Annotated in this window: 29 protein-coding genes, 2 pseudogenes and 1 riboswitch; of the genes and pseudogenes, 12 read left to right on the top strand and 19 right to left on the bottom strand. The window is 71.6% G+C overall.

The genetic code is table 11. From position 1 onward, the window contains the following. The first annotated feature begins 56 nt into the window (after positions 1–56). From V2W30_RS09045 to V2W30_RS09065, 5 genes are all read left to right on the top strand, one after another. Positions 57–1,049, top strand: coding sequence for a DEDDh family exonuclease (locus V2W30_RS09045; RefSeq protein ID WP_338695120.1), 993 nt, complete (start codon positions 57–59; stop codon positions 1,047–1,049). Positions 1,050–1,132: 83 nt separating this feature from the next. Then, positions 1,133–1,366 (top strand): hypothetical protein, encoded by a 234-nt coding sequence (locus V2W30_RS09050; RefSeq protein ID WP_255966985.1) that lies wholly within the window; start codon positions 1,133–1,135, stop codon positions 1,364–1,366. Positions 1,367–1,472: 106 nt separating this feature from the next. After that, positions 1,473–2,267 (top strand): SURF1 family protein, encoded by a 795-nt coding sequence (locus tag V2W30_RS09055; protein ID WP_338695124.1) that lies wholly within the window; start codon positions 1,473–1,475, stop codon positions 2,265–2,267. 54 nt (positions 2,268–2,321) lie between these two features. Next, on the top strand, positions 2,322–4,133 hold the full coding sequence (locus tag V2W30_RS09060) for a glycoside hydrolase family 15 protein (RefSeq protein ID WP_338695125.1): 1,812 nt from the start codon (positions 2,322–2,324) through the stop codon (positions 4,131–4,133). 5 nt (positions 4,134–4,138) lie between these two features. After that, a complete protein-coding gene (locus V2W30_RS09065) occupies positions 4,139–4,894 on the top strand; it encodes an SDR family oxidoreductase (protein ID WP_338695127.1) in 756 nt (251 codons plus the stop codon). Positions 4,895–4,965: 71 nt separating this feature from the next. Here V2W30_RS09065 and amaP read toward each other — a convergent pair. The 5 genes and pseudogenes from amaP to V2W30_RS09090 all read right to left on the bottom strand — a co-directional run bounded on the left by amaP (position 4,966) and on the right by V2W30_RS09090 (position 7,258). Continuing rightward, a pseudogene (amaP, locus tag V2W30_RS09070) lies at positions 4,966–5,552 on the bottom strand (alkaline shock response membrane anchor protein AmaP). Further along, positions 5,549–6,205: a DUF6286 domain-containing protein gene (locus V2W30_RS09075; protein WP_338695129.1), complete on the bottom strand. Its 657-nt coding sequence runs from the start codon at positions 6,203–6,205 to the stop codon at positions 5,549–5,551. The pseudogene amaP and the gene V2W30_RS09075 overlap by 4 nt, the downstream one beginning before the upstream one ends. Beyond that, positions 6,202–6,546 (bottom strand): hypothetical protein, encoded by a 345-nt coding sequence (locus tag V2W30_RS09080; RefSeq protein ID WP_338695131.1) that lies wholly within the window; start codon positions 6,544–6,546, stop codon positions 6,202–6,204. Before V2W30_RS09080 ends, V2W30_RS09075 begins: the two co-directional genes overlap by 4 nt. Before the next feature lie 3 nt (positions 6,547–6,549). Then, positions 6,550–6,735, bottom strand: coding sequence for a hypothetical protein (locus V2W30_RS09085; protein WP_338695133.1), 186 nt, complete (start codon positions 6,733–6,735; stop codon positions 6,550–6,552). 40 nt (positions 6,736–6,775) lie between these two features. After that, positions 6,776–7,258, bottom strand: coding sequence for an Asp23/Gls24 family envelope stress response protein (locus V2W30_RS09090; protein ID WP_338695134.1), 483 nt, complete (start codon positions 7,256–7,258; stop codon positions 6,776–6,778). 100 nt (positions 7,259–7,358) lie between these two features. Between V2W30_RS09090 and V2W30_RS09095 the strand changes: the two genes are divergently transcribed. Then, positions 7,359–8,102, top strand: coding sequence for a nucleopolyhedrovirus P10 family protein (locus tag V2W30_RS09095; protein WP_338695136.1), 744 nt, complete (start codon positions 7,359–7,361; stop codon positions 8,100–8,102). 53 nt (positions 8,103–8,155) lie between these two features. Here V2W30_RS09095 and V2W30_RS09100 read toward each other — a convergent pair whose 3' ends face one another. The 5 genes from V2W30_RS09100 to V2W30_RS09120 form a co-directional block, all read right to left on the bottom strand. Beyond that, positions 8,156–8,947 (bottom strand): enoyl-CoA hydratase/isomerase family protein, encoded by a 792-nt coding sequence (locus V2W30_RS09100; protein ID WP_338695138.1) that lies wholly within the window; start codon positions 8,945–8,947, stop codon positions 8,156–8,158. A gap of 133 nt (positions 8,948–9,080) precedes the next feature. Further along, on the bottom strand, positions 9,081–9,302 hold the full coding sequence (locus V2W30_RS09105) for a helix-turn-helix domain-containing protein (RefSeq protein ID WP_018533414.1): 222 nt from the start codon (positions 9,300–9,302) through the stop codon (positions 9,081–9,083). 373 nt (positions 9,303–9,675) lie between these two features. After that, complete coding sequence (gene abc-f, locus V2W30_RS09110) at positions 9,676–11,274, bottom strand: ribosomal protection-like ABC-F family protein (protein WP_338695144.1); 1,599 nt, start codon at positions 11,272–11,274, stop codon at positions 9,676–9,678. Positions 11,275–11,379: 105 nt separating this feature from the next. Beyond that, positions 11,380–11,664: a hypothetical protein gene (locus V2W30_RS09115; protein ID WP_338695146.1), complete on the bottom strand. Its 285-nt coding sequence runs from the start codon at positions 11,662–11,664 to the stop codon at positions 11,380–11,382. Between the two features lie 8 nt (positions 11,665–11,672). Next, positions 11,673–12,203, bottom strand: a complete 531-nt coding sequence (locus V2W30_RS09120) for a hypothetical protein (RefSeq protein ID WP_338695148.1) — start codon at positions 12,201–12,203, stop codon at positions 11,673–11,675. 216 nt (positions 12,204–12,419) lie between these two features. On the opposite strand from V2W30_RS09120, the gene ypfJ reads away from it, so the two are divergent. Further along, on the top strand, positions 12,420–13,307 hold the full coding sequence (gene ypfJ, locus V2W30_RS09125) for a KPN_02809 family neutral zinc metallopeptidase (RefSeq protein ID WP_338695150.1): 888 nt from the start codon (positions 12,420–12,422) through the stop codon (positions 13,305–13,307). A gap of 12 nt (positions 13,308–13,319) precedes the next feature. Here the strand turns inward: ypfJ and V2W30_RS09130 are convergent, their stop codons facing one another. The 3 genes from V2W30_RS09130 to V2W30_RS09140 form a co-directional block, all read right to left on the bottom strand. Beyond that, on the bottom strand, positions 13,320–14,486 hold the full coding sequence (locus V2W30_RS09130) for a hypothetical protein (protein ID WP_338695152.1): 1,167 nt from the start codon (positions 14,484–14,486) through the stop codon (positions 13,320–13,322). Positions 14,487–14,822: 336 nt separating this feature from the next. Continuing rightward, a complete protein-coding gene (locus tag V2W30_RS09135) occupies positions 14,823–15,950 on the bottom strand; it encodes an alpha/beta hydrolase (protein WP_338695154.1) in 1,128 nt (375 codons plus the stop codon). Between the two features lie 174 nt (positions 15,951–16,124). After that, positions 16,125–16,805, bottom strand: coding sequence for a class II aldolase/adducin family protein (locus V2W30_RS09140; RefSeq protein ID WP_338695155.1), 681 nt, complete (start codon positions 16,803–16,805; stop codon positions 16,125–16,127). Between the two features lie 189 nt (positions 16,806–16,994). Here V2W30_RS09140 and V2W30_RS09145 point away from each other — a divergent pair, with 189 nt between their 5' ends. Beyond that, entirely contained in the window at positions 16,995–17,738 is a 744-nt protein-coding gene (locus V2W30_RS09145; protein WP_338695156.1) for a lysozyme, read from the top strand. Here V2W30_RS09145 and V2W30_RS09150 read toward each other — a convergent pair. The 6 genes from V2W30_RS09150 to V2W30_RS09175 form a co-directional block, all read right to left on the bottom strand. Then, positions 17,684–19,621, bottom strand: a complete 1,938-nt coding sequence (locus V2W30_RS09150) for a recombinase family protein (protein WP_338695157.1) — start codon at positions 19,619–19,621, stop codon at positions 17,684–17,686. The genes V2W30_RS09145 and V2W30_RS09150 overlap by 55 nt on opposite strands. 325 nt (positions 19,622–19,946) lie before the next feature. Continuing rightward, positions 19,947–20,450, bottom strand: coding sequence for a hypothetical protein (locus V2W30_RS09155; RefSeq protein WP_338695159.1), 504 nt, complete (start codon positions 20,448–20,450; stop codon positions 19,947–19,949). A gap of 56 nt (positions 20,451–20,506) precedes the next feature. Further along, entirely contained in the window at positions 20,507–20,674 is a 168-nt protein-coding gene (locus V2W30_RS09160; protein ID WP_338695161.1) for a hypothetical protein, read from the bottom strand. Then, positions 20,671–20,889, bottom strand: a complete 219-nt coding sequence (locus V2W30_RS09165; protein WP_338695163.1) for a hypothetical protein — start codon at positions 20,887–20,889, stop codon at positions 20,671–20,673. Before V2W30_RS09165 ends, V2W30_RS09160 begins: the two co-directional genes overlap by 4 nt. Further along, positions 20,886–21,260, bottom strand: a complete 375-nt coding sequence (locus V2W30_RS09170; protein ID WP_338695164.1) for a WhiB family transcriptional regulator — start codon at positions 21,258–21,260, stop codon at positions 20,886–20,888. The genes V2W30_RS09165 and V2W30_RS09170 overlap by 4 nt, the downstream gene beginning before the upstream one ends. After that, the gene (locus tag V2W30_RS09175) at positions 21,245–21,370 is read right to left on the bottom strand and encodes a hypothetical protein (RefSeq protein WP_338695166.1); all 126 of its coding nucleotides are present in this window, start codon (positions 21,368–21,370) and stop codon (positions 21,245–21,247) included. The genes V2W30_RS09170 and V2W30_RS09175 overlap by 16 nt, the downstream gene beginning before the upstream one ends. Positions 21,371–21,930: 560 nt before the next feature. Here V2W30_RS09175 and V2W30_RS09180 point away from each other — a divergent pair. From V2W30_RS09180 to V2W30_RS09195, 4 genes and pseudogenes are all read left to right on the top strand, one after another. Further along, a complete protein-coding gene (locus V2W30_RS09180) occupies positions 21,931–23,226 on the top strand; it encodes an inorganic phosphate transporter (RefSeq protein WP_338695167.1) in 1,296 nt (431 codons plus the stop codon). 16 nt (positions 23,227–23,242) lie between these two features. Further along, positions 23,243–23,464: a hypothetical protein gene (locus tag V2W30_RS09185; RefSeq protein WP_338695169.1), complete on the top strand. Its 222-nt coding sequence runs from the start codon at positions 23,243–23,245 to the stop codon at positions 23,462–23,464. Positions 23,465–23,920: 456 nt separating this feature from the next. Continuing rightward, a riboswitch (cobalamin riboswitch) is annotated at positions 23,921–23,992 on the top strand. Positions 23,993–24,050: 58 nt separating this feature from the next. Beyond that, a pseudogene (locus tag V2W30_RS09190) lies at positions 24,051–25,009 on the top strand (cobalamin biosynthesis protein). Next, positions 25,006–26,526 carry a cobyric acid synthase gene (locus tag V2W30_RS09195; protein ID WP_338695171.1) on the top strand — a complete coding sequence of 507 codons (1,521 nt, stop codon included), beginning with the start codon at positions 25,006–25,008 and terminating at the stop codon, positions 26,524–26,526. Before V2W30_RS09190 ends, V2W30_RS09195 begins: the two are co-directional and overlap by 4 nt. The last annotated feature ends 59 nt before the right edge of the window (positions 26,527–26,585 follow it).

Here is a 26,585-nt window from a genome sequence, read left to right on the forward strand (position 1 = left end):
GCCCACGGGGCAGGCGGCGACCGGAGTGTCAGTGCGGGCCCGTATCCTCAGGGACCATGCTCGAAGACCGCCCGACCGCAGCGTCCGCAGCCCCCTGGCCGGCCGCGTATCCGCAGGGATACGCGGTCGTCGACGTGGAGACCACCGGCCTCTCCAGGGACGACCGGATAATCTCCGCTGCCGTCTACCGCCTGGACGCCCGGGGCGACGTCGAGGACCACTGGTACACGCTCGTCAACCCGGAGCGCGATCCGGGCCCGGTGTGGATCCACGGTCTGACGACGGACGTCCTCGACGGGGCGCCGCTGTTCTCGGACATCGCCGAGGAGTTCGCGACGCGGCTCGACGGCCGCGTCCTCGTCGCGCACAACGCGGTCTTCGACTGGTCGATGATCTCCCGCGAGTACGCGCGGGCGCAGCGCACCGCCCCCGTGCGGCAGCGGCTGTGCACCATCGCGCTCTCCAAGGAGCTCGGGCTGCCGCTGCCCAACCACAAGCTGGAGTCGCTGGCCGCGCACTTCGGTGTCGTACAGGAGCGCGCGCACCACGCGCTCGACGACGCGCGCGTGCTCGCGGAGGCGTTCCGGCCGAGCCTGCGGGCGGCCGCCGCCGGAGGTGTGCGGCTGCCGCTCCTGGAGTGCCGGCCGCTCACGGAGTGGTCCGACCCGGCGGTGCCGCGCCAGCCGCAGTCCTCGTACCGGGGCGGCGGTGGCGGTGGCGCGGGCAGCTGGCGGCCCTCGCGCAAGCGGCCGGCGTGCCCGTATCCGAACCCGGGCCGCTACGAACCCGACAAGCCGCTCAAGCAGGGCATGCGCGTCGCGTTCTCCGGGGACACGTCGGTCGAGCGGGAGCTCCTGGAGGACCGGGCGGTCGAGGCGGGCCTCCATGTGGCGACGAGCCTGTCGCGGCTGACCAGCCTCCTGGTGACCAATGACCCGGACTCGTACACGTCGAAGGTCGTGAAGGCCAAGCAGTTCGGGACGCCGGTCGTGGACGAGGCGGCGTTCGGACAGCTGCTGCGGGACGTGGCCCCGGCGGACCAGGGCTGAGCCGACCGACAGACGGGTGATTGCGGGGCGACTCGCCCCGCGCCCGCTCGCCTGGCGGAGCCGCGGCGCTCACCCTGTGGCGCATGGCACGTTGCGAGGTCTGCGGAAACGACTACGGCATGTCCTTCGAGGTGCACGCGCAGGGCGCGGTGCACGTCTTCGACTGCTTCTCCTGCGCCATCCACCGCATGGCGCCGATCTGCGAGCACTGTCGGTGCCGCATCATCGGGCAGGGCGTCGAGGTGGACGGGCACTGGTTCTGCGGGGCGCACTGCTCCCGCGCGGAGGGGAAGGTGGGCATCGTCGACAAGGTCTGACCGGCTCCGCCGAGCCTCCCCCCGCACGGACAAGCCCCGACAAGCCCCGACAAGCTCAGCGGTACCCCCCTCATGGCACCCCATGGCCCGGTTGTACGGTCATGGGGTGTACCGCTTCCTGTTGACCCGGCAGTGGGTGATCCTCACCCTGGTCGCTCTTCTCCTCATCCCCACGATGATCCGGCTGGGCATCTGGCAGATGCACCGCTACGACGAGCGCTCCGCCCGGAACCAGCTGGTCACCGACGCACTGTCCGCGAAGCCCGTGCCCGTGCAGGGCATGGACTCCGCCGGGCACACGGTCACCCGCGACGAGCGGTACCGCGCCGTGACGGCGAAGGGGCACTTCGACACCGACGACGAGGTCGTCGTCCGCCGCCGCACCAACTCCGACGACGAGGTCGGCTATCACGTCCTGACCCCGTTCGTCCTGACCAGCGGCAAGGTCCTGCTGGTCAACCGGGGCTGGATCCCCGCGAACGGCCCGAGCCAGACCGCCTTCCCGAAGATCCCCGCGCCGCCGCGCGGCGAGATCACCGTCACCGGCCGCCTGATGCCCGACGAGACGACCGAGGCGAGCGGCATCAAGGACCTCAAGGGCCTGCCCGACCGGCAGATCATGCTGATCAACAGCGCGCAGGAGGCGAAGCGGCTCGGCGAGGAGGTCCTCGGCGGCTACATCGCGCAGACCGCCCCCGAACCCAAGGGCGACAGCCCCGAGCTGGTCGGCAGGCCCGGCAAGGAGGACTCCGCGCTGAACTTCGCGTACGCCTATCAGTGGTGGCTGTTCGCCGCGGCCGTGCCGGTCGGCTGGATCATCCTGCTCCGGCGTGAGCTGCGGGACCGGCGCCGCCGGGCCGAGGCGGAGCCCGTGGACGAGGTGCCCGCCGCGGTGGGATGACACCCGGCGCGGTTTCGATGCAGCCCCCGGCCTCTGGCGGGGCACACGTGAGACGTGCATCCACGTATAGAGGACTACGCCCTCATCGGCGACCAACAGACCGCGGCCCTGGTCGGGCGGGACGGTTCGGTGGACTGGCTCTGTCTGCCCCACTTCGACTCCCCCGCCTGTTTCGGCGCGCTGCTCGGTGACGACGAGAACGGGCACTGGCGGCTCGCCCCGAAGAACCCAGGACCGTCACGACGCCCCGGTGAGTGCACCCGGCGCGCGTACCGCCCCGGCACGCTCGTGCTCGACACCGAGTGGGACACCGACGAGGGCAGCGTCCGTGTCACCGACTTCATGCCGCAGCGCGACCGGGCGCCGGACGTCGTCCGCATCGTCGAAGGGCTGAGCGGACGCGTCACGATGCGCGGCGCGCTGCGGCTGCGCTTCGACTACGGGTCCGTCGTGCCGTGGATGCGCCGGGTCGACGGGCACCGGGTGGCCGTCGCGGGCCCGGACTCGGCGTGGCTGCGCAGCGAGCCCGAGGTGCCCACCTGGGGCGAGTCGTTCTGCACCCACTCGGAGTTCACCGTCGAGGAGGGTGAGCGGGTCGCCTTCGTGCTGACCTGGCACCCCTCGCACGAGGAGCGCCCGCCGCTCGTCGACCCGTACGAGTCGCTGCGGCACAGCGTGGAGGACTGGCGCGCGTGGTCCGACCGCTGCCGGTACGACGGCCCGCACAAGGAGGCCGTGCTCCGCTCCCTGCTCACCCTCAAGGCGCTCACCTTCACGCCGACCGGAGGCATCGTGGCGGCCCCGACCACGTCGCTCCCGGAAGAGATCGGCGGCGTACGGAACTGGGACTACCGGTACTGCTGGCTGCGCGACTCCACGCTCACCCTGGGCGCCCTGGTGTCGGCCGGATACCTGGAGGAGGCGCAGGCGTGGCGCGACTGGCTGCTGCGCGCGGCGGCCGGTGACCCCGCCGACCTCCAGATCATGTACGGGCTCTCGGGCGAGCGGCGGCTGCCCGAGTTCGAGCTGCCGTGGCTGGACGGCTTTCACGACTCCCGTCCCGTACGCACCGGGAACGACGCCGTGCACCAGCTGCAGCTCGATGTGTACGGGGAGGTCGTCGACTCCCTCGCGCTGGCGCGGCGCGCCGGGCTCACGTCCCAGCCCCACGCCTGGCAGGTGCAGCTGGCGCTGCTCGACTTCCTGCACGAGGCGTGGCGCCAGCCGGACGAGGGCCTGTGGGAGGTGCGCGGGCCGCGTCGGCACTTCGTCCATTCCAAGGTGATGGCCTGGGTCGCCGCCGACCGGACCGTGCGGGCCATGGAGGACGACCCGCGGCTGCCCGGCGACATCGACCGGCTGCGCAAGTTGCGGGACGCCATCCACCGCGATGTGTGCGAGTACGGCTACGACGAGGAGCGCGGCACGTTCACCCAGTTCTACGGATCCTCCGAACTCGACGCCTCACTGCTGCTCATCCCGCGCGTCGGCTTCCTGCCGCCGGACGACCCTCGGGTCGTCGGCACGGTCGACGCGGTGCGCGCCGAGCTGTCGCACCACGGCCTGTTGCGGCGCTACAGCTCGGACGCGACCGTCGTCGACGGACTTCCCGGGCGCGAGAGCACGTTCCTCGTCTGCTCGTTCTGGCTGGCGGACGCGCTGCACATGACGGGCCGTACGAAGGAGGCGCGCGCGCTGTTCGAGCGGCTCGTGGCGCTCGGCAACGACGTGGGGCTGCTCGCCGAGGAGTACGACCCCGTGGCCGACTGCCACCTCGGCAACTTCCCGCAGGCGTTCAGCCACATCGGCCTGGTCGGCACCGCGCTGACCCTGTTCGGCACCGCGCAGGACGGAGAGGCAGGATAGGAGCCATGGATCTTGGACTGAAGGACCGTGTGTACGTAGTCACCGGCGCCACCCGGGGCCTCGGCAACGCCGCCGCGCGTGAGCTGGTCGCCGACGGGGCGAAGGTCGTCATCACCGGGCGCGACGAGCAGAAGGTGAAGGACGCGGCGGCCGAGCTCGGCCCGAACGCGTTCGGCGTCGCGGCCGACAACGCGGACCCGCAGGTGGCGGAGCGGCTCATCGGTGTCGCGCGCGAGCAGTTCGGCGGCTTCGACGGGGTGCTGATCAGCGTGGGCGGGCCCGCGCCGGGGTTTGTCGCGGACAACACGGACGAGCAGTGGCAGTCGGCGTTCGAGTCGGTGTTCCTCGGGGCGGTGCGGCTCGCGCGGACCGCCGCCGGCGAGCTGGGCGAGGGCGGGGTCATCGGGTTCGTGCTCTCCGGTTCGGTGCATGAGCCGATCCCCGGGCTGACCATCTCGAACGGGCTGCGGCCGGGCCTCGCCGGGTTCGCCAAGTCGCTCGCGGACGAACTGGGTCCGCGCGGGATCCGGGTCGTGGGGCTGCTGCCGGCGCGCATCGACACGGACCGCGTGCGTGAGCTGGACGGGTACTCGGCCGACCCGGAGGCCACCCGGGCCGCGAACGAGTCCCGGATCCCGCTGCGGCGGTACGGGACCCCGGCGGAGTTCGGCAGGGCCGCCGCGTTCTTCCTGTCGCCGGCCGCTTCGTATCTGACCGGCGTCATGCTGCCGGTGGACGGCGGTTACCGGCACGGTTTCTGACGGGCCCCGCCTCAGGGTGGAGGGCACGGGACCGGGTCCCGTGCCCTCCACCCCTGAGTGTCTCGGGTCGCTCAACTCACCCTCTCCGCGCGGTGCTTGACCGCCCGGAGCCGGACCTCCGCCGGGAGCGACGCAAGACCCGCCGAGTCCCGCGCCTGGGCCAGCGCGTCGTCGCTGAGCAGCGTCAGGGCCTGGCCGGGGGCCGCGTGGGGCTCCAGGGTGAGGTGCACGCGGGCCTCGGGGACGCGCGGCGGCCGGTCAGGGCGACGGCGGCGCGGTCCACGCCGTCCAGCGATTCGGCGCCGCTCACCAGCACACTCTCCAGGGCGCGGCCGCGCAGCAGCGCGCCCTCGCCGTCGCCGGTGTCGACGAGGACCTCGGTGAGCCTGCGCCGCCTGAACTGCGCCACCAGCCACCACAGGGCGAGCAGGACGACGACGGCCAGGACGGCGATGACCGTCGGCCACCACCAGCCGTCGTCGTGCCACCGCTCCCGGTCCGCCTCGCTGAGCAGCACGTCGTGCCGGTCGTCGTAGATCCACCAGGACGGCGGGTCCACACCGAGCCCGACGGCGAGGACCGAGCCGCCGCCGAGGATCAGGACGAGGCCCAGGAGGCCGAGCACGATCCGGTTCACGGTCTTGCGCACGCCGCTCATCCCTTCTTGCCGGGCCGCGCCACCCGCACCGAGAGCCCGGGTGCGGTACCGAGCCCCAGCTCCTTGATGCCGTCGCCCAGCGTGGTGTCCAAGTCGGCCCGTACGTCGTCGAGTTCACGGAAGTGCGCCAGGGCCCGCACGTCCACCTTGGAGCGCTTCATGCGGACGCGTACGGACTGCACGCCCGCCACCTCCATGGCGCGGTCGCGCAGCACCATGGCGGCGGCGTCCCGGTGCAGGCCGGCCCGGACGTCGGCGTGGGTGCGGCGCATGGGCAGGAGCGCGCGCAGGCCCGGTGTCACCGCGAGGACGAGCAGCCAGAGGCCGAGCGCGACGGCGACGCCCGCGCCGATCAGGACGGCGGTGTCGTCGAGGGGCCGCGTCGCCAGTTCGTCGGCGAGCGAGCGGCGCCACTGCATGGAGTCGTGTCCGGCGCGCACCGCGGCGATGTCGTAGAGGAGCAGCCCGGCGGCACCGAGCAGCACCAGCGCGACGAGGGCCGCGGGGATCCGCCGGGCCGACCAGAAGCGGGCGGGCTTCTCCTCACCGGCCAGGGTGGGGTGCGGTTCGTACGCCGCCGCGGACGCCGACTGGTCACCGAGGTCGCTCTGCCCGCGCTCGACGACGGGCAGGCGTTGGGTGGGCTCGCTCATCGGATCCTTCCCCGGTCCGTACCGCGCGTCTGGGCCGAGTGCAGCCGCTCCACCTGGACGGCCACCTCCGGCACCTCCATTCCCGCCAACGCCCTTACCCGCTCGGCGACCTGACGACGCACCAGGCCGCACTGCGCGCCGATGTCCGCCGGATAGTCGAGCTCCAGGCTGATCCGGACGCGCGCCGTGTCGTGGTGCACGGAGACGGTGGCGTGTGGTGGTGCGCCGTCCTCGGGGACGGTGTCCAGCGCCTCACGTGCCGCGTACGCGGCGATCTTCGCGACGACCCGGTCGGCGATCCGGGTCGCGCCGCGCTCGGCGGGCGCGACCTGTGTCGCCATCGGTCACCGCCGCCGATCGCCGCGCGAACGGAAGAACTCGCCGGGTTCCAGGTCTCCCTCGAGAAACCGGCCCGCGACGAAGCCGATGGCGCCCAGCGCCGCCACCAGCAGGAAGGCCCCGAAGCCGCCGAAATATCCGGCGAACCCGAGAGCCATGCCGGCGATCATGCCGATCACGGCCAGATTCATCGTGTGCTCCTCCTACGTCTGTCCGTTGCGGGCCCGGTGGTCATTGAAGCCGTGACTCCGGCTCGTCGTCCTCCTCGTCCGGCAGCTTCACGTCGCTGACGGCGATGTTCACCTCGACGACCTCGAGTCCGGTCATACGCTCCACGGCCGCGATCACGTTCTCCCGTACGGCACGCGTGGTGTCGCCGATCGACACGCCGTACTCGACGACGATCTCCAGGTCGAGCGCCGTCTGTACCTCGCCGACCTCGGCCTTCACGCCGCGCGACACGGACTTGGTGCCGCCCGGCACCCGGTCGCGGACTGCGCCGAACGTGCGCGACAGGCCGCTGCCCATCGCGTGCACACCGACCACGTCGCGGGCCGCGAGGCCGGCGATCTTCTCGACCACACCGTCGGCGATGGTGGTGCGCCCGCGGCTCCCGGGGTCTCCCCCGCCGCGCTTGGTCACACCGGTCTTCCCGGTGGGGGCCACGGTCGGGGTTCCGGGCGTCTCACCCGGCTTCTGCGAGGTGTCACTCATCGGGCTGTCCCCTCTGTCTGTGAGATGGGGTGTTGCATTCTTTTGCCCACAGTAAGTGCGGTTACCCAGGACCGCGCTCGGGATGGGGCAGCCTGGGGCCATGACGGTTGACCGATGGGGACAGGCAGTACGGCAACAGCTCGGACTCGGCAGGTTGCTGCCGTTGGGCGGACCGGGTGACGGAGCGTGGATCACGGAGCCCGCGGCGCGCGCGGCGCTGACCCGGGCGGTGTCTCAGGTGCGTGGCGTGCGCCTGGGTTCGCTGCGCCTGGAGCTGGCGGACCCGGAGCACGCGGGCGAGTCCACGGTGCCCGCGCCGCCGAGCGCGCTGCCGCCGGGGCCGCTGCGGATCGTGGCGCAGTGCGCGGCGGCGGCGGAGGAACCGCTGCCGTCGGCCGCCGGGCGGCTGCGGGAGGCGCTCGCGCGGGCGGCGGACGAGGGGCTCGGCCTGGTGATCGCGGAGGTGGATCTGCAGGTCACGGCGCTGCTCGACGACGACGCGGCGCGGTCGGCGCCGGCGGATGCGTCACCGCCGGAGCCGGGAGAGCCGGGAGCCTCTGAGGACAAGGGACCCGGTGAGGGCGACGCGGGCCGGGCCGCCGAGGCGGCGCTCGCCGTACCCGGGGTGACCCGGCTGACCGGGTCCCTCGGCGGTCTCGGCCGCGCGGTGCACATCGAGTCCCGCTCCCCCGAGGCGGCCGTGTCCCTGCCGAGCCGTCATGTACGGGTGGAGCTCTCGGTGGCGCCGGAGGCGCGCGCCCTGGACGTGACGCGGGCCGTCCGGGAGGCGGTGACGACGGCGCTCCCCGACGGCCCTACGGTCGCGGTCCTGGTCACGCAGTAGGTACCGGCGACAGAGTCCGTCGGGGGGAACGGCGTGGGCCGAACGGGTGGGGGTCAGTCGCCGATGCCCGCGAGGTCCCGCAGCCGGCGGCCCTGCGCGGCGCGTTCGGCCGTGCGCTGCTCGTCGAGCGTGCGGCCGCTCACGCCCTGGAGCAGCGCCTTCGTCTCGATGACGGCGTCCCGGGGCGCGGCGACGAGCGCCGCGACCAGGTCCTGCGTCGCGGCGTCCAACTGCTCGGCGGGCACGGACACATTGGCGAGGCCACTGGCGACGGCCTCGTCGGCGTGGATGTAGCGCCCGGTGACGCAGATCTCCAGGGCGCGCGCGTAGCCGACCAGGGAGACGAGCGGGTGCGTGCCCGTCAGGTCCGGCACCAGGCCCAGGCTGGTCTCGCGCATGGAGAACTGCACGTCGTCGGCGACGACGCGCAGGTCACAGGCGAGGGCGAGCTGGAAACCGGCGCCGATCGCATGACCCTGGACAGCGGCGACCGACAGGATGTCGCTGCGCCGCAGCCAGGTGAAACCGTTCTGGTACTCGGCGATCGTCGCGTCGAGGACGTCGTCGGAGCCGCGTGCCAGGTCGATGAAGGACGGCTCGCCGTCGAACCCTTCGGGCGTGAACGCCTGACGGTCCAGGCCGGCGGAGAAGGACTTGCCCTCGCCGCGCAGCACGACCACCCGCACAGAACCCGGCAGGATACGTCCGGCCTCGGTCAACGCCCGCCACAGCGCGGGACTTTGGGCGTTGCGCTTGTCCGGATGGGTCAGGGTCACCGTGGCGATCGCGTCGTCAACGGTGAGCCGGACACCGTCCTGGTCGAGCAGCGGTGCGGGCATGGTCATCTGGACCTCCGGGTCTGCGCAGTCGTACGCAACGCACGAGCGTAAGTGACTGCACAGTAACCACCCGGCCGATCAGAGAACCGACCGGGTGGTCACCGCCGGAGCCAGTGAGCAGAACGAGCCGTGGAGAGCGTCAGCTCGCCGCGGCCTTCTTGCCTCGCGTGGCCCCGCCGCGACCTCGCAGCGTGACCCCGGACTCGCTGAGCATCCGGTGGACGAAGCCATACGAGCGGCCGGTCTCCTCGGCCAGCGCCCGGATGCTCGCACCGGAGTCGTACTTCTTCTTCAGGTCTGCCGCGAGCTTGTCGCGCGCGGCGCCGGTTACCCGGCTGCCCTTCTTCAGAGTCTCGGCCACCCGTGCCTCCTCATGGGAAGTGCGCTCTGGATTTCCCATGATCACCCCTTGCGGGCTTCCTGGCCACCCATTCGGCAAGGTCCGTAGGCCGGGAATTCCGGACGGGAAGGCGATCCACACGAGTGGAATTAAGGATTCCGGTGACCTTTCCCGACCAGGGGAAAGGCCCCCGTGAAAGAACCGGCAGGTCAGCGACTCCCCAGGCGCCACAAGGGCTGTGGCGCCCGGGGTGCCGCCGGATGCGTGTAGGACACACCGCGGTACGAGGCGATCTCACTCAGATGAAGGATCACGGATCGGCCGAATGATCCATACGGAGTGGATCAGTCATTCGATCAAGCCGTGCTGACGCCCCGGGACGGCCGTCCCGGGGTCAGGCGAGGGCGACGAGGTCCGCGTACCCCTGGCCCCACAGGTCCTCGACACCGTCCGGGAGCAGGATGATCCGCTCCGGCTGGAGCGCGTCGACGGCGCCCTCGTCGTGCGTGACGAGGACGACGGCGCCCTTGTAGGTGCGCAGCGCGCCGAGGATCTCCTCGCGGCTGGCCGGGTCGAGGTTGTTCGTGGGCTCGTCGAGGAGGAGGACGTTCGCGGAGGAGACCACGAGGGTCGCGAGCGCGAGACGGGTCTTCTCGCCACCGGAGAGGACCCCGGCCGGCTTGTCGACGTCGTCGCCGGAGAACAGGAACGAGCCGAGCGTCTTGCGGACCTCGACCAGGTCGAGGTCGGGGGCCGCGGAGCGCATGTTCTCCAGGACCGTGCGCTCGGGGTCGAGGGTCTCGTGCTCCTGGGCGTAGTAGCCGAGCTTGAGGCCGTGGCCCGGCACGACCTCGCCGGTGTCGGGCTGCTCGGTGCCGGCCAGGAGCCTCAGCAGGGTCGTCTTGCCCGCGCCGTTGAGACCGAGGATGACGACGCGCGAGCCCTTGTCGATGGCCAGGTCGACGTCGGTGAAGATCTCCAGGGAGCCGTACGACTTCGACAGGCCCTCGGCCATCAGCGGGGTCTTGCCGCAGGGGGCGGGCTCGGGGAAGCGCAGCTTGGCGACCTTGTCGCTCTGGCGCACCGCCTCCAGGCCCGCGAGGAGCTTGTCGGCGCGCTTGGCCATGTTCTGCGCGGCGACCGTCTTCGTCGCCTTGGCGCGCATCTTGTCGGCCTGCGCGTTGAGCGAGGCGGCCTTCTTCTCGGCGTTCTGCCGCTCGCGCTTGCGGCGCTTCTCGTCGGCCTCGCGCTGCTGCTGGTAGAGCTTCCAGCCCATGTTGTAGACGTCGATCTGCGAGCGGTTGGCGTCCAGGTAGAACACCTTGTTGACGACCGTCTCGACCAGGTCGACGTCGTGGGAGATCACGATGAAGCCGCCGCTGTACGTCTTCAGGTAGTCGCGCAGCCAGACGATCGAGTCCGCGTCCAGGTGGTTCGTGGGCTCGTCGAGCAGCAGCGTGTCCGCGTCGGAGAAGAGGATCCGGGCCAGCTCGATACGGCGGCGCTGACCACCGGAGAGCGTGTGCAGGGGCTGGCCGAGCACACGGTCGGGGAGGTTCAGCGCGGCGGCGATGGTGGCGGCCTCGGCCTCGGCGGCGTACCCGCCCTTGGTGAGGAACTCCGTCTCCTGGCGCTCGTACTGCTTGAGGGCCTTGGTCTGCGTGGCGCCCGTGCCGTTCGCGATGCGCTGCTCGTTCTCGCGCATCTTGCGGATCAGGGTGTCCAGGCCGCGGGCGGAGAGGATACGGTCGCGGGCCAGCACGTCCAGGTCGCCGGTGCGCGGGTCCTGCGGGAGGTAGCCGACCTCGCCGGAGCGGCTGATGGTGCCGCCGGCCGGGACGCCCTCACCGGCCAGGCACTTGGTCAGCGTCGTCTTGCCGGCGCCGTTGCGGCCGACGAGGCCGATGCGGTCGCCCTTGGCGACACGGAAGGTGGCGTTCTCGATGAGGATGCGGGCGCCGGCGCGCAGTTCGATGCCGGATGCGGTGATCACGAAGACTCCAGGACAGGATTAACGGCTTACTGACGAGCAAGGGCCAGGGCGAGGGCCGGTCGGCGCCGCTAATGCACCCAGAGAAGAAACGTCATACGAGCCAGTTTAACGGTGGGATGCAAACGGATTTCCCCCGCGTCCCGGGTGCCGGGACGCGGGCAGCTCGTTGCCCAGGGGCGTGCGGCGGGGAACGATCCGGCCGAGGCTGTCCACGGCCACGATCCGCTCGGTCCACGGCACGGAGGACTCCGTGCAGGGCTGCGCGATGAGCACCGCTTTTCCCCGTCGTACGTAGTCGGCCGGTGCGAAGGCGCAGCCCGCGCGCGCGGGCAGCACCCAGCGCAGGTCGCCGTCCGCCGTGCGGTAGGCGGCGATGCGCCGGGGCGTCACCACCGCGATCATCCGGGCCTCGGGGTCCAGCGGCTGGAGGACTCCCGCGCCGCCGCGCGCCCCGGCGTGCGCAGCCAGGGCGCCGCGTCCGGGAGGGCGCGGTGCCAGCGCACGCCCTGGGCCCCGGCTCGTTCGGTGTCGGTGACCAGGCCGTCGCTCCAGAGGGCGAGGGCCTGTCCGGGAGCGGCGAGGACGGCGAGCGGCCGCCGTCCGTCGCGGGTGTGCCGCCAGTGGACGGCGGTGCCGTCGTACGCCTCGACCGCCCCGCCGCGCGTACGCAGCAGGGGCTCGGGCCCCGCGGGGTCCACGGCGGCGCGCGCGTACCGCGTGAGGTGGTCGCCGTAGGGGGCGGAGCGGGTCTGGTGGGCGGCGGCGAGCAGCGGGAGCGCGAGCAGGGCCCCGACGACCGGCAGGAGCAGGGCGGCGCGGAGTCGGCGGCGCGGCGCGGGCGGCGGTGGCGTGAACAGGGCGAGGGAGGCGGGGTGAGCGGGCCGCGCGGGGCTCTCCTCCGTGGTCACGTCGAGCGGAACGACCGCCACTGCCCCTCCCCCTTCTGCACCCTCTCCGTCACCTTCGGCCACGGATCCGGCGCAGAGCGTAGCCGCGGGGCGCGCGGCACGGACCCCGGCGCGTGACGACACGGCGTGCACGACGGCGCGCGTTCCCCCGTTCGGCCCCCGGATCGGGCCCGCACCTGAGGCGCGTAACAGGATGAAAAGGTCGATTCCCGGCTCCTGGCGAGAAAGCGGTGCGGCATGCAGTTCGACGACGACGCGAATCTGGACACCTCGGAGGTCCAGGACGTACGGGGCAGCCGGGTCCCGGGCGGGAAGGCGACCATCGGGGGCGGTCTCGCCGGACTGATCGCGCTGTTCTTCGGGCTGTTCTTCGGCACGAACGAGTTCGGGCTCTCGTCCGACGACACCGGCACCCCCGCGACCACCGTCTCCAGCGCGGCGCAGGTGCAGCAGCACTGCCGTACGGGATCGGACGCCAACACCAAGGACGACTGCCGGATCGTCGCGGTGGTCAACAGCGTGCAGGACTACTGGCGGCCGGAGTTCCGGCGCAGGAGCGGCACCTACACGCCCGCGTCGACCGTCTTCTTCACCCACCAGGTGTCCACGGCGTGCGGCGCGGCGACCTCGGCGGTCGGGCCCTTCTACTGCCCCGGCGACCGCAAGGTCTATCTGGACCTCGGCTTCTTCGACGAACTGCGCACCAAGTTCGGCTCCAGCGGCGGGCCGTTCGCCCAGGCGTACGTGGTGGCGCACGAGTACGGGCACCACGTACAGAACCTCATGGGCACCCTGAAGCGCTCGCAGGACGGGCGCACCGGGCAGAACAGCAACGCGGTCAAGGTCGAGTTGCAGGCCGACTGCTACGCGGGCGTCTGGGCCCGCAACGCCACACGGACACCCGACGAGTCGACCGGCAGGCCGCTCATCACGAACCTGACCGACGCCGACATCCGCGACGGCCTGGACGCCGCCGCGGCGGTCGGCGACGACCGGATCCAGGAGCGGTTCCAGGGCCGGGTGACGCCCGAGTCATGGACGCACGGCTCGGCGCAGCAGCGGCAGCAGTGGTTCTACCAGGGCTACAGGAGCGGGGACATGGCGCAGTGCAACACCTTCCGGTGAACCGCTGACGTCCTAGGCCCCGCCGGTGTGCACCTGGAAGGCCGCGCGGCGGACCGCCTTCGCGAGCGCCGGGTCCGGGTGGGCGGCGGCGAGGGCGACCAGGACCTGGACCGTACGGGGGTGCCCGACGGCGCGGACCTCCTCGATCAGCGCGGGCACCGTGGGCTGCACCGCGGACTCCAAGTGCCGCACCAGCAGCGGGGCTTCACCGTGGTCGGCGACGGCGGCGGCGGTGTCGACCCACAGCCACGTCGCCTCCTCGCGGGTGAGCACCGTGTGGACGTCCTCGGGGTCCGCGCCCTCGTACTCGGCGAGCCACAGCAGGGCGTAGGGGCGCAGGCCCGGGTCGTCGGCGGCGCGGCGGACCTCGGGTTCGGCGGGGGCGCCGACGACCCGCAACGCCTCGAAGGCGAGGCCGCGCAGCAGGGCGTCCTCACCGCCGGCCGCGTCGACGAGTTCGGTGACGGCGGTACCGACGTCACGGGCGGCGAGCCAGGCACGGTACTCGGAGCGGGCCGCGTTCGGCCGCAGCCGCGCGCAGCCGCGCAGCATGTCCTCGGCGGACACCTCGATGTTCCCGGCCGGGGACTGGGCGGCGACACAGATCTGCTCCAGCTTGACCCAGACCGCCCAACTGCCCAGCGGAGTCAGCGTGGCGTGCCCTTCGGCGTACGTGAGCGCGCTGACCGAGGCGAGGCCGTTCAGCGCCCAGTCGAGGAGCGGGAGGAGCGGGGTGTCCTGCGGCGGTACCGGTTCCGGCTGCGGTCCGAAGGGGATCTCGCAGCGCTCCGTGCGGAGTTCGGCGACGCGCTGGTCCAGCAGGTCCAGCAGCTGGCTGACCGCGACCGGACCCGCCATCAGCTGGAGGAAGGACAGCAACTGCGGTACGGCTTCCACGACTTCGGCCACCGCGGCGGGCTCCAGCGAGTCCGGCGCGGGGTGCACGAGGGACCAGGCGTCGAACAGGGCGACCCAGCCGCGCAGCACGGCCGTGTCGTCGCGGTCCCAGGCGCGCAGGCGCCAGCCGGGGCGCGCGCTGTCGCCGTGCACCTCGACGAGGCCCGCCAGGCGCGCGGTGTCCCAGTCGGCGCGGACCTGGGCCACCGTGAGGGCGAGGTCGTCGGCGGCGCGGCGCGCGGTGGCGTCGGAAAGGGTGCCGAGCCCGTCCCCGGCGGCCATGTTGTTGCCGGGGCTCAGGGCGGCGTCGGCCCAGCGGGCGACGCGGACGGCGGCCGCCAGACACCGGCGGGCGGTGCCGGCCAGCTCCGACGGGGGCGGGGTGCCCTCGGGCGGGCGGGGCGCGGGGCGACGCTGGGCCGCGGGCCTGGGGCCGGGGCCGCCAGGGGCTGGCGGCGCGGGCGGACAAGTCGGAGCCTGGAGTCGCGCGGAGTACGGGACGTCACCGGAGCAGTCTCCAGGGTGACCCCGTGAATTCCCAAACGCGGCCCTGTGTTCGGGGTTCGGCTCGCGGTTCGTGGCACTTCCCGCACCACGAGCCGACCGCTCTCACGAGGCTCACATCAGGGGGGTCAGGAAGCGCCGCAGCGCCTCTTCGTAGCCCTCCGGGTCCGCGTTCCACATCGCGCCGTGCGGGGCACCGTCGACGGTGTGCAGGCTGATCGACTGCGGGCGCCGCTCGGCGAGCCTGCGGGAGAGCGCCCAGGGCGCCACCTCGTCGTCGGGGCCGTGCACGAGGAGCGTGGGGACGCCGAGGGCGGCCGGGTCGGCGGCCTCGGCGAAGCTGCCGACGCCGAGTGCGGTGCGGCCCTGGGCGGCACGGACCGCGAGCGGGAGCAGCGCCGAAGGGGTGCGGCGGGCGCCGGCCAGGGCGCGCAGCGTCGCCTCCCAGCTGAGCACCGGGGAGTCGAGGACCAGGCCCTTGATGCGGTCGCGCAGCGCGGAGTGCGCCGCGGCGTGCAGGGCCATGGCGGCGCCGGTGGACCAGCCGTGCAGGATGACGTGGCGAGCCCCGTAACGCACGGCATAACGGATCGCCGCGTCCAGGTCGCGCCACTCTGTCGCGCCGAGATGGCCGAGGCCGTCCGGGGAGCGGGGCGCGCCCAGGTCGCCGCGGTAGGCGACGTCGAGCACCGGGAAACGGTGATGGTGCAGGAACCCCATGAGGTTCATGGGGTGCTCACGGGTGGTGCCGAGGCCGTGGACGGTGATCACCCAGGTGTCGCGGACGCCCGGCAGGAACCAGGCGGGCAGCGCCCCGAGTTCACCGGGGACGTCCACGTCGGCGTGGTCGAGGCCGAGCGCGGACTTGGGGTCGCCGATGTGCAGCTGAGGCGTGAACCAGGCCTTCGCGCCGGGTTCCAGGGTGCCGTGGGTGACCCGCTCCAGGCGGCGCACGACGGTGTCCGCGGCGTGCGGGGCCGACTCGATGACGGGTCCGACCACCGCGTGGTAGCCGTCGCCCGCGAGCCCGTACGTGCCGGGGCGCTGCGAGGCCAGGTCGCGGGTCAGGGTGATCTGGCCCGCGGCGGTGGCGTGGACGGTGAGTCGGGGTTCGGTGGGCAGGGGGCGTCCAGCGGGCGCCTTGAGCGCGGCGTCGCTGGCCAGCCGGCCGGCGGCGATCGCGGCGGCCGAGGCCCCTAGGACGGCGGTGACGGCAGCGGCCGTCGCTCTGGCGGTGCGCACCCGTCCAGTGTCGTGGGCCCGGCGCGCCGCGGCCAGCGGGACGGAGGATGCGAGTGACGCCCGTGCAGGGCGGGGTGCGATTGCCGTACGGGTTCTTCTCACGGGGCCTCCTCGCGGCGGACGGGTCCCCGTACGGGTGCTCGGGAAGGCCCCTCGTACGCCTCCGGGCCCGGATCAGCTCGGCGGGGCCTGCTGCCCGTATCCGCGCAACCGCTCCCCCACCTCGTCCAGCTGCTCGCCGGTGAGGAGGGAGGGGGTGAGGCCGGGGACGGAGTGGGCGGTGAGCCACAGGCGGCACATCCACTCCAGCTGGGCGGTGCGGTCGTAGGCCTGGGAGAGAGTGTTTCCGTATGTGACCGTGCCGTGGTTCTGAAGGAGACAACCTGTGCGGTCGGCGAGCGCCGTGAGCATGTTCTCGGCCAACTCCTCGGTGCCGTAGGTCGCGTACGGGGCGACGCGGACGATGCCGCCGAGGGCCGCGGTCATGTAGTGGACGGGCGGGAGCTCGGGGACGAGCGTGGAAACGGCCGTGGCGTGCACGGCATGGGTGTGCACGACGGCGCGGGCGTCCGTGTTCCGGTAGATCGCGAGGTGCATCGGCAGCTCGCTGGTGGGGGCGAGGGACCCGGCGTGGCGCGTGCCGTCGAGGTCGACGGCGACGACATCGCGCGGGCCGAGCCGTTCATAGGGGACACCGCTCGGCGTCACCAGGACGATGTCTTCGCCGACGCGAACGGAGACGTTGCCCGAGGTGCCGACGACCAGACCGTCGGCGACCGTGCGGCGGGCCGTCGCGACCAGTTCCTGCCATGCCCGGTCGAGCGACTGAGCCAGCGCCTGCCCCTGTTCCTTCATGGCCCGCATCCTGCCAGCCGCGGGGCCTCGCGGACCGGGGCAGGTTAGTGCGGAGGCCAGGCGTCCGGGAGTGCACATATGGGCATAGATCCCCCTTCGGCAACGATTGGCTTGGGGGTGACGGGCACATTCTGATCTTCCAGTACTCTCTGGGTGATTTGTCATGCACGTCGCCATCCGGGGGGAAATATGGCTCGTGACAACAAACCGCCGCATCGCCGCGCCCGCATCGCCGCGGCGGCGTCCGTGGCCGCGCTGGCCCTGGGGGGCACCGCGCTCGCGGAACTACCGGCGCAGGCGGCGGGAAAGCCGAGGGGGCACGACGTCTCCTCGCACCAGAAGAACGTCGACTGGAGCAAGGCCCGGAGCAAGGGGGCCCGGTTCGTCTACGTGAAGGCGACCGAGTCGACGACCTACAAGAACCCGTACTTCGCGCAGCAGTACAACGGCGCGCGGCGGGCCGGCGTCATCCGCGGCGCCTACCACTTCGCCCTGCCCCACCAGTCGTCGGGCAGGACCCAGGCCTCGTACTTCGTGCGCAACGGCGGGGCCTGGTCGCGGGACGGCTGGACGCTGCCGCCCGCGCTCGACATCGAGTACAACCCGTACGGCTCGAAGAAGTGCTACGGCATGAGCAGGGGCAGGCTCGTGTCGTGGATCAAGTCCTTCAGCGACGAGGTGAAGCGCAGGACCGGGCGGCGCCCGGTGATCTACACGAACTACCACTGGTGGGCGAAGTGCACCGGCAACAGCCGGGCCTTCGCCGCCGACCACGCCCTGTGGCTCGCGCGCTACGACGAGAGCGCGGGGGCGCTGCCTGCGGGGTGGGGGTACTGGACGTTCTGGCAGTACGACAACGGCGGACGTCTGCCGGGTGATCAGAATCTCTTCAACGGGTCCCTCGCGCAGCTCAGGAAGTTCGCCCGGGGGTAGTCCCGAAGGGGGTCGCAAGGCCCGGCCGAAGGTCCCTGGAGCCCAGGATTCCGGGGATCGGGCCGGGCCGTCGCCGCGCCGAAACGGAGGCTGTCCGGCCACCTCCTGTCAAGCGGAGCACAGGCGCTCCGGATCGGGTCACCAAGGCGCCCGCCCCAGTTCATCTTTCGTTCCGTAAGGAGCCTCGGTTCCAGCTTCCCGCCGATCTCGTACTCGGGCAGTGAGGCAGGCCGCCCCCGATGGGTCTTCTCGGGTGTCGACTTCAAGTACACCCGGACATCGAGAAGTTCGATCAGGCGGGCCTTCTTGGGCTCGCTCAGCTTCTCCAGGCGGTTGCTCGCAGCCGCAGCCAGCGCCTGGAGGTCGCGGGCTCGTTCGGTCGCCGCCTCAGTCTCAGCCTGCCAGGCCAGCACCTCGGCCCTCTGCTTCTCCAGCACGGCCAGCTCTTCATTCAGTGGCTTCACGGTGCGCTCGGCGGCCTCGGCCGCCTCTGCTCCCTTGAGCCCGCGCTTGGTCGCCTGTCGGGCCGCTACGACGAGTGTCGTGTCGATCGTGTCGCTCAACTCGTCAATCTGGCGGGACAGTTCGTTGATCCGGTCAACATGGTTGACCTTGCTGTTCATGGCGACGCCCACCCACTCCTCGGCGAGCTTCTTCAACTTCTCCGCGTCCCCCAGCATCCCGACCAGGTCGTCCCAGACGGCCTTCTCGATCAGGTCTGCGTTCACCTGTGCACACGAGCAGATGCCCGCGCCGGCATACTTCGGCTGCTTTCCCGAACAGCGGTAACCGCGCAGATCCTTGGCCTTCACGTGGAAGCCCGAATAGTGCTTCCCGCAGGCGCCGAAGATGCGCTTCGAGTACGGATAGGACGGGGCTCCGGCAGCGTCCCGCTTCACCGAGCCGCGGGCCAGGGCCTCGTTCAGCTTCTTCAGCTGCTGCTCGTTGAAGGTGGGCTCCAGCGGGATAACCACCGACTTGCCGTAGACGGGGTTTCCGTCTCGGTCCAGCTTCGCCTTCTTCGGCTTGCGGAAGGTCACCTGTGCCTTCTGCACGGCTTCAGACTTCAGCTTGTTCAGTACGTTCTTGTTGGTCCAGCGCTTACCTTCGCGGGTCCACGCGGATTCCGCGTTCAGAACCAGGGCCACCTGTTCGCAGTCCTTGCCCTGCTCCGCGACGAGTTCGAGCATCCGGCAGAGAATGCCGTGCTCGTGCGGGTCACGGGCCAGCCGGGACAGCCCCCGCTGCCCCTTGTTCTCGATCATGTAGCCGTACGGCGGCCGCCCGCCGGTCCATCCGCCCTCTTCGGCCTTCTCCTGAAGGCCGCCCTGTGTGCGGTCGCGGATGTTCTCGCGCTCTTCCTCGGCATAGTCGGCGTCCTTGCGCATCTGACTGCGCCCGGCCGAAGTCGAGTTGTCGTAGTTCTTCTTGACCACGTGCACGTAGATGCCAAGGTCTTCCAGCTCCCACACCCAGCGCCAGAATGCCCTGCCAACGCGGCCGATCACCCGGCCCTCATTGACGCCCACCATGTCGAACGGACGGGGTACCTGGCGCGCATCCTCCATCAGACGCTTGAGATCCGGCCTGTCCTCCGCCTCCAGGCTGCCGCTCAGCCCTTCATCGGCGTAGACACCGACGAACGCCCACCCCCTCTCGGCGATGCGCCGCACCACGCGCTTGCCGGAGTAATCGATGCCGTAGCCCTTCAGTTGCTCCTCCGTCGACACCCGGAGGTAGGCGACAGCGCGGAGTTGACCGGGCCCGGCCACCTGGAGCACAGCACCGATGGACTGAAGAAGGGCCGCGCGCCTGACTCCGTCGTTCGTGGCCTTGGGCAGTCCCGTGTCCACGGCAACAGCCCTCGTGAGATCCTGCTTCATGTCAGTCCCTTTCCGACTGGCCGGTCAGCCTTGGCTGTCCGGGCCCCGGGCGTGTTCGCAGCACCCCGGGGTCACTCAAGTGGCCGTATTATGCCGCCATTTCACTCTCGTCCGGGCCGAAAAAGATGGAGAGTACTTCGCGGAATGCCGCGTCGTCGGACTCAGTGATCTCCCACTCGATACTCACCCGGGGCCGCGGGTCGTCCTTGAAGTGCTCCCGCAGCCACTCCCCGCTTCGTCCCCCCGGGTCCTCGCGTCGTCCTGCATGCCGTGCTCCCTTACTGGCCCGTCTACTCCTCGGCCCGCAGGCCGGGCTTCCACCGGGCTATGGATTCGGTGATGGGCACGTCGATCTTGAAGACCTGCGGCCAGTCCGTGGGCCGCGGCTGTTCTGCTGACCACCGGCCGGAGGGGGCGACGGGAAGCCCGGGTTGCCCTGGAAGCCAGGGGCTCCCGGCACGGAGACGTTCGGGCCGAACGGCGGAGGGGTCACCGCGCCTGGTACCGGCGGGGCCTGAGGGACAGCAGGGGCGACCGGGGGAACCGGGCTGGCCCCGAGGCCCGAGGCGACGGCCGCAGCTGCCTTGATGGACGCCCAGAAGTTGCCCATGGCTGCGCCGGCCGCGGCCTCGTCCAGTTCCTGGAAGCCGGCGATGATCTCGCCCGCGATGTTGCCGCGGACCACGACCATCGGGCCGCGTCCGTCGAAGCTGATCGTGAAGCGGTGGTTGTGCGGGTTGCTCGGCATCTCCGGGTACGCCGTGGAGTGGTCGCCCCAACCCTCCGCCTCGGCGTAGGGGGCCACGGTCTCGGTGGTGACGTCAGTCATCTGATCCCTTGTCTACGTTCTCGAAACGGATGCAGCCCGGGTAGTGGCCGCAGAACTCACAGCAGGTGCCGCAGTCGCAGTTGGGGAGGTAGGTCACTGCTCGCCGTGGACGGCCCGGGAATGGGCCGCCCCTCGGCCTCGGACTCGAACGGAGCGCCACAGAAACAGAAGCGGCAGTGGTACGTGGCCAGCTCGGCCAGGCGGTGAATCAGGGTGCGGATCATGACTCCTCAATCAGGGGTGCGGGGAAGCCCGGGGCGTCCGGGTCGTGGCGGCGGCCCGGCCGGTCCGGGAACGGGCGCAGGGCCCGCGGTGACAGCTCGGGAAGAGGAAGACCGACGATCCCCGCGGCTCGCTCGTGCGCGGCCCTCTCGCGGTCCTTCTCGGCCTCATCGATCAGCTTCGACGCCAGGGAGGGCAGGACGTCGGACAGCGTCATGACCTCCCGGAGGGACGCCCCCCCCGGTCGCGGAGCTTTAGCAGCTCCCGGCCCCACATCAGCCAGGTCTCGGTGGTCCAGTGCTTGGCCCTCTTCGTCAGGGCCCGACGTGCCAGGTAGCGCTGGTACTGGTCCAGTCCGCCCCACACCCCGAACTCTTCGCCCGTGGTGTCGCGGCGGCACTGCATCAGGACCGGGCACCCGGCGCAGATCTCCTTGGCCTGGTCCCGCTTGGCCTGTGTCTTGGTCGCCGGTCGGCGGTTGGCCATGCCTCCCCCGGCGAAGAAGAGGGGAAGGTCTTCCTCCTGGCATGCGTGCTGCGGCCACCAGGGCCGCCGCACGTCGAAGAGGACGTTCACGCCCGGCCCCACAGGGCCCCCGCCAGAACTCCGATGCCGGCGCCGACGGCGACCAGCGCCGTGTGCCACCAGTTCCAGCGGAACAGTTCCAGGCGGATGCGGTCGGCGATCTCCTCGCCCATGTCTCACCTCCAGTGCGGCACCCCGCACATGACGAAGGCCGCCACGAGGGCGGCCAGAATGATCAGTTTCTGAGGTCTGTTCACGTCGCCTCAGTGCTTGAGGCAGGGATACGGATCACCGCAGATCGGGCACCTGTCGTCCTTCACGGCTCCTCGCTCTCGTAGCGCGCCAGCTCCTTGCGCAGGCGCTCGTTCTCCTTCGTCAGCCGGTAACCAGCCTGGCTCCGGCCGGCCTTCAGTCCGGCCTCATAGGCCGTAGTGACATGCCTCTCAAAGGCGCCCTACGCGCACTGCTTCACGAAGTCGTTGCCCTGCACCCAGTTGCTCACGGACTGCAACAGAGCGGCCTTCCAGCCCGGTGTGGCCTAGGGGTCTCCTGACGCAAAGAGACCCCCGCCGTGACAGGGGTATGTGTGATCACACGATCGCTCTCCGTGCAGGTTGCTTGGGGTCCCCCGTCAGTTCACCTTCCGTTCACTGAGCAGCCGTACGTTCACGAAGGCTTCGGCAATCTGCCGTGGCCAGCGCCTCCGTACGCAACCTGAAACGGATACCCGGATATGGCACTTGATGCCACGCTCCTGCTTGCGATCGTGATCGTTACCGCGCTGGTTTTTGATTTCACCAACGGTTTCCACGACACCGCCAACGCGATGGCGACGACCATCTCGACAGGCGCCCTCAAGCCGAAGACGGCGGTGGCCATGTCCGCCGTGCTGAACCTGGTCGGAGCGTTTCTCTCCGTCGAGGTCGCGAAGACCATCTCCGGCGGCATCATCAATGAGGACGGCCTCAAGACCGAGGTCATATTCGCGGCGCTCGTAGGCGCCATCCTCTGGAATCTGCTGACCTGGCTGGTCGGCCTCCCCTCCAGTTCCTCGCACGCCCTGTTCGGCGGCCTCATCGGCGCCGCGGTCATGTCGATGGGCTGGTCGTCGGTGAACGGCGGCACCGTCGTCACCAAGGTGCTGCTGCCCGCGGTCGCCGCGCCGATCGTCGCCGGCCTCGCCGCGATGCTCGCCACGCGTCTGACCTACCGCATCAGCAAGAAGACCGACCAGAAGGCGACCGCCAAGGGCTACCGCGCCGGGCAGATCGCCTCGGCCGGCCTCGTCTCCCTCGCGCACGGCACGAACGACGCGCAGAAGACGATGGGCATCATCACCCTCGCCCTGATCACCGGCGGCGTCCTGAACCCCGGCGCCAACCCGCCCCTGTGGGTCATCGTCTCGGCCGGTGTGGCCATCGCGATGGGCACGTACCTGGGCGGCTGGCGGATCATCCGCACCATGGGCAAGGGCCTCACCGACCTCGCCCCGCAGCAGGGCTTCGCCGCGCAGACCAGTGCCGCGACGGCGATCCTCGCCTCCTCGCACATCGGCTTCTCGCTCTCCACGACCCAGGTCTGCTCCGGCGCCGTGATGGGCTCGGGCCTCGGCCGCAAGGGCGGCGTGGTCCGCTGGTCGACCGCGACCCGGATGTTCGTCGCCTGGGGTCTGACGCTGCCGGCCGCCGGTCTGGTGGGCGCGGGCGCCGAGTTCCTCACCAAGCAGGGTCCGTGGGGCATCGGCCTCACCGCCGCACTGCTGGTGATCGGCTCCGGCATCATCTGGAAGCTGTCGCGCCGCAACTCCATCGACCACACGAACGTCACCGACGACGAGATCCGCGGTGCCGGGCCCGTCTCCGGTGCCGTCGAGGAGCCCGCGGGTGTCGTGACGACCGCGATCGCCGCGGTCACGCCGCCGCCGGTGGGCACGCTCGCCACCGGGGAGTCCTCCGAGGTGAAGAGCACGATCCCCGCTCCGGCCCCGGCCGTTGCCGACCCCGCGCGCCCGGCCGGCGCCACGCTGTAAGGAAGCAGGACCAGCTATGAAGATCGACTGGGCAGCCCTCGGCTCCGTCTTCGGCGTCAGCCTCGTGGTCACCGTGGCCCTGGTGGGCCTGTTCACCCTGGGCATCGTCGGCCTCACCAAGAAGGAGTCGGCGGCGCGGCAGGGTGGCTCGGCCGCCCTCGCCACGTCCGGTGCGTACGCGTGCTTCGCGGCGTGTGCGGCGGCTGTGGCGTACGGGATCTTTCTGATCGTGGCGTGACCGCGGCCCCACCGCCGCGCGTGTTCCTGAACCGCCCTGTGCCTGCCTACCCGGAGGCGCAGGGCGGTTCCGTGTGTGCGTCGCGCGGTGGTGCGACGTCCGGGGGCAGGAGGACGCGGAGGCTGTCGGCCGGGTAGCGGCGAGGGAGCTCGCACAGGGCTGTGTCGGCGGCGCGGGCGGCGGGCCTGGCCACCCGGCGGGTGGTCGCCGGAGGGGCGCCGGACACATTCCGGAGGGCCGTCTGCCCGTCGAGTGCAGCGGCCGCGGGAGCGTGATCGCAAGCGCCGCCCCGGTCGTGGGTCCCGTACGGACGAACCGGGCGGAGGGACCCGCCGTGGGCGCGTTCTTCGTGGTAGGCGGTGTGGGGCTGCGCACACTCTCCCGCTCCTGGTCAACAGCAGTTGACTGCCGTTCGCGGGGCGTGATGGACTTCCCCCGCCATTTACGGCAGCAGTTGAGGAAGCCGGTGCGAATCCGGCGCGGTCCCGCCACTGTGAGTCCTGCTTCGGCAGGGCCAGCCAGGAACTCTCTCTGCCGGTCTCGTCGAACCAGGGCGTGGACACCCTGAGTGAGGACAACTACCGCCATGTTCGCCCTGCGTGGGGCCGGGCGGTCCGAGCGCGTTTTCGCGTACGGGGCCGCCATCGGGCTGTTGAGCGACCTTCTGGTCGGAGATCCGCGTCGTGGGCATCCCGTCGCCGGGTTCGGGCGGGTGGCGGGCGCCGTCGAGCGTCGGCTGTGGCGGGACCATCGCGGGTGGGGCGCGCTGCACACGGTAGTGTGCGCCGGTGGTGCCGCCGCTGTGGGCGCCGCCGCCTCCCGTGCCGTACGCCGCTCCCCGTCGCGTCCGTCGCGCTGACCGCCGCCGCCACCTGGGCCGTGGTGGGCGGGACGTCGCTGGGCCGTGAGGCGCGGGCCGTCGGGTCCGCTCTGGAGGCCGGGGACGTGGAGCTGGCGCGGGAGTTGCTGCCGCGGCTGTGCGGGCGCGATCCGCAGGGGCTCGACGCCGACGGGATCGCCCGGGGCGTCGTGGAGTCCGTCGCCGAGAACACGTCCGACGCCGTGGTGGGCGCGCTGGTGTGGGGCGCCGTGGGCGGCGTCCCCGGGCTGCTCGCCTTCCGTGCCGTGAACACGCTGGACGCGATGGTCGGGCACAAGTCCGCGCGGTACCGACGGTTCGGCTGGGCCTCGGCGCGGCTCGACGATGTCGCCGGATGGCCGGGGGCTCGCCTGACGGGCGCTCTCGCGGTACTGGCCGGGGGGCGTCCGCGCGATGCCGTACGGGCGTGGCGAGCGGACGCGGGGCGGCATCCGAGCCCCAACGCCGGGGTCGTCGAGGCCGCGTTCGCGGGGGCGCTCGGGGTGCGGCTCGGGGGCACGTTGTCGTACGGGGGCAGGGTCGAGCACCGGCCTGTCCTGAACGCGCCGGGGCGTCCGGTCGAGGTGCGTGATGTGGAACGCGCCGCGCGTCTTTCGCGGCGGGTCGGTCTGGCTGCTTGGGGAGTCTGTGTGGGTGTTCGGGTGCTGTCGCGGGGTCGGCGATGACGGGCCGACGGGGCGGAGGGCTGCTCGTCGCGGGCACGACCTCCGACGCGGGCAAGAGTGTCGTGACCGCCGGGATCTGCCGGTGGCTGGTGCGCCAGGGCGTGAAGGTCGCGCCGTTCAAGGGGCAGAACATGTCCCTCAATTCGTTCGTGACGCGCGAGGGCGCCGAGATCGGGCGCGCGCAGGCCATGCAGGCGCAGGCCGCGCGGGTCGAGCCGAGCGCGCTGATGAATCCGGTGCTGCTGAAGCCGGGCAGCGACCGCAGCAGCCAGGTCGTGCTCATGGGCAAGCCGGTGGGCGAGATGAGCGCCCGCGGCTACCACGGGAGCCGGCAGGCGTCGCTGCTCGACACCGTCGTGGGGTGCCTGGAGGAGTTGCGGGGCAGTCATGACGCTGTGATCTGCGAGGGGGCCGGGTCGCCGGCCGAGATCAATCTGCGCCGCACCGACATCGTCAACATGGGCATCGCGCGCGCCGCGCGGCTGCCGGTCCTCGTCGTCGGGGACATCGACCGGGGTGGCGTCTTCGCGTCGTTCTTCGGTACGACGGCGCTGCTCGCTCCCGAGGACCAGGAGCTGCTCGCCGGGTATCTGGTGAACAAGTTCCGGGGGGACGTGAGCCTTCTGGAGCCCGGTCTGGACATGCTCAAGTCCCTGACCGGGCGCCCCACTTACGGGGTGCTCCCCTTTCAGCACGGTCTCGGCATCGACGAGGAGGACGGTCTGCGTGTCTCGCTGCGGGGCACCGTGCGCGAGTCGGACGCGCCGCCGCCGGTGGGCGAGGACGTGCTGCGGGTCGCCGTGTGCGCCGTGCCGCTGATGTCGAACTTCACCGATGTGGACGCGCTGGCCGCGGAGCCGGGGGTCGTCGTGCGGTTCGTGGACCGGGCCGAGGAGCTCGTCGACGCGGATCTGGTGGTGGTGCCGGGGACGCGCGGGACCGTGAAGGCGCTGGCGTGGCTGCGGGAGCGGGGGCTCGCGGACGCGTTGGCGCGACGGGCCGCCGAGGGGCGTCCCGTGCTCGGCATCTGCGGCGGCTTCCAGTTGCTCGGTGAGCGCATCGAGGACGAGGTGGAGTCGCGGGCCGGGGTGGTCGACGGGCTCGGACTGCTTCCCGTACGGGTGCGGTTCGCCGTGGAGAAGACCCTCGCACGGCCGGTCGGCGCCGCGCTGGGTGAGCCCGTCGAGGGCTACGAGATCCATCACGGGGTCGCCGAGGTCCTGGGCGGGGAGAGTTTCCTGGACGGGTGCCGGGTGGGGGCGGTCTGGGGGACGCACTGGCACGGCTCCCTCGAGTCGGACGGGTTCCGGCGGGCGTTCCTGCGGGAGGTCGCCCGGGATGCCGGCCGGCGGTTCGTGCCCGCGCCGGACACGTCCTTCGAGGCGTTGCGGGAGGAGCAGCTCGACCGGCTCGGGGATCTCGTCGAGCGGTACGCCGACACGGACGCGCTGTGGCGGTTGATCGAGGAGGGCGCGCCCGCCGGGTTGCCGTTCGTTCCTCCCGGGGCGCCGTCGTGAGCGCGGGGGCGGGGAGTCGCCCCCCGACCCCCGGTGGCCTGTTTGTACGTGTGGGTTCG

This window comes from Streptomyces sp. Q6, assembly GCF_036967205.1.
In the GTDB taxonomy this organism is placed as follows: domain Bacteria; phylum Actinomycetota; class Actinomycetes; order Streptomycetales; family Streptomycetaceae; genus Streptomyces; species Streptomyces citrinus.